Below are 1,942 nucleotides of genomic sequence, written 5' to 3'. Positions count from 1 at the left end.
AGATCGCCGCCGTGATCGTGGATGGTGCGGCCAAGTCGATGGACCTGGGCAATGGCTTGCAGGTGATAACCCGGAAGTTTGCGCGGGATCTGCGGATGAAGCTCTGGAGGAAGTTCCTGGGGGAGGCGCTTGAGACGAAGCCTGAGAAGGGGGGGGAGCAATTCGTCTTTTCTAATGCAACCGAAGACTACTACCCTTGGTTCAGCATGATGAGTCCTGATCTTCAAATTGAAAAGCCGGCAAGCACCAGAACTTGGCGGAGGATCAGGGAGATTGCTGACGCTAACTCGAATGCTTATCAGCGTGTCTTCACGAATGTCCCTCGCGATTCGTTCCCGCGCTACGATTCCGTGCTTCATGGGTTCCCCGCAGCAGGTTTGAGTGACAAGGGGCACGTCAAGCGCATGTTGTATGCACAGCCCCCTGACTTGCAGCCTGAATTCATGCTGGAGCCGAGTATTGTGAACGACTATGTGACCAGTGCCGTCGGTCGGCACGATGTACGTAGGGCGACGGACTTCCTTCGAGACAAGGCCTTGGGTGATCGCGGTGTTCAGGGGTTCTGGGTGACCATGCCACTCCTATGGGGTGGCAGCATGGATGATCCTGCAGCCGCTATGCCCAACGAAATCATTGCTGTCGTACCTGTCGAAAGGAGTGGGTCAGTTGAGTTGGCGTATTCGAATGGAGGTGTTTCACGTAAATCCGGGGAGCAGGTATGAGTAGGTGTCTGCTCTTGAGATGGTTGATTGCGTTCGGGGCCTTTTGTAGTGCGGGCACCGCGCTGGCAGACTGCGGTTCATCAAGCGGGAAGCCAGCTGCATTTAAGGGCGATTCCTTGGCTGTTAAGTTCAGACCAAGCTCAATGGGTGCGCTGCGAGCGAGCCTTAGTCGTGCGAATGATGTTGCCCCCTATGTTCGGATCAATCTGTATCCCGAACTTAGTGAGCTGCGCAACCAGTCATTCGATTCGAATGGTGGTGCGGTTTACTATTTGGAGAAAAGCGCTCAAGGGCAACGGCTATGCCGCGTTGAAGAGTGGAAGAGGCGGGAATCCAAATTGATTGGGCAGGTGCCACCTGAGAGCCTGCATCCTGCGGTGAGGCCGGTGTATCCCTATTTCGAGCTGAGCAGGAGCTATGAGCTCCATTATGACTCGGCTGGTGGATTGACTTCGATTCAGAATGTTGATGCGAAAGGGCGTAGGGTCACAACGTTCTGTGCACTCTACGACGAAAATGGTCGCATAGAAGTGGCAAATGAGAGTTCTGGGTTGATTGTCTCGGATAAGCCAGAGTTCCAGTGTTCGCAGCTCCGCGATATGCCATCCCGCGTTACCACTCGGTACTTCACTTATCGGCCGGATGGATTGCGCGCCTCCGATGTAGTCAAGCAGGCCACCCGTAAGCCAGGTGAGGATCCCTACCGCGAGGACACCGGCCTTGGAACGGAGGCGACCGACGGTGCCTGGACTGTGGGGGGCTTCGTCAATGTCGACGATGCTGAACTGAAACGGATCGTTGGCATTCGCTTCTATGGCAGCGAAAAGCGAGGGCTTGTAGGGGTGCAAAGCCCTTCCGCTACGCTGGTTCCATCTGACGCCACTCCAGTTTTCGCAGAGCGCAGTCGGAGCGTGTCGCAGGAGGTGCGGTACACGTTCCCGGGTGAGCGTGTTCCTCCAGAGGTCGCCAAGGGGTACTTTGAAGGAGTCACAGGCTATACCCGTGTGCGTGAGTATCTGCACCGTTCGGATAGCAGGATTTTCGAAGTATTCGGACCGCAGGCAAAGCATCCGAGCGAACGTCAGTGGCGCACGCTGGATCTGAATCGTCAGGAAAACTACGGCGCAAATGGCAAGCTCACGCGGGTGATCCTGTCCGGTCCGGTATCCGACGACGACGGCTACACCGAAAACCTGCGCGCCTACGCCGAGAAGGGCATA

1 protein-coding gene and 1 pseudogene are annotated in these 1,942 nt (G+C 56.1%); both read left to right on the top strand.

The window, feature by feature from the left end; all coding sequences use genetic code 11:
• A pseudogene (locus AC5YGJ_RS20300) lies at positions 1 to 722 on the top strand (phospholipase D-like domain-containing protein); the annotation flags it as partial.
• 116 nt (positions 723 to 838) lie between these two features.
• On the top strand, positions 839 to 1,942 hold a 1,104-nt coding region (locus tag AC5YGJ_RS20295), incomplete at its 3' end, for a hypothetical protein (protein WP_496187561.1).

The sequence above is a fragment of the Stenotrophomonas sp. CS3K5 genome (assembly GCF_059515225.1).
The sequence above is the reverse complement of the archived record's forward strand: the minus strand, read 5'-3'. Positions and strand labels throughout refer to the sequence as shown.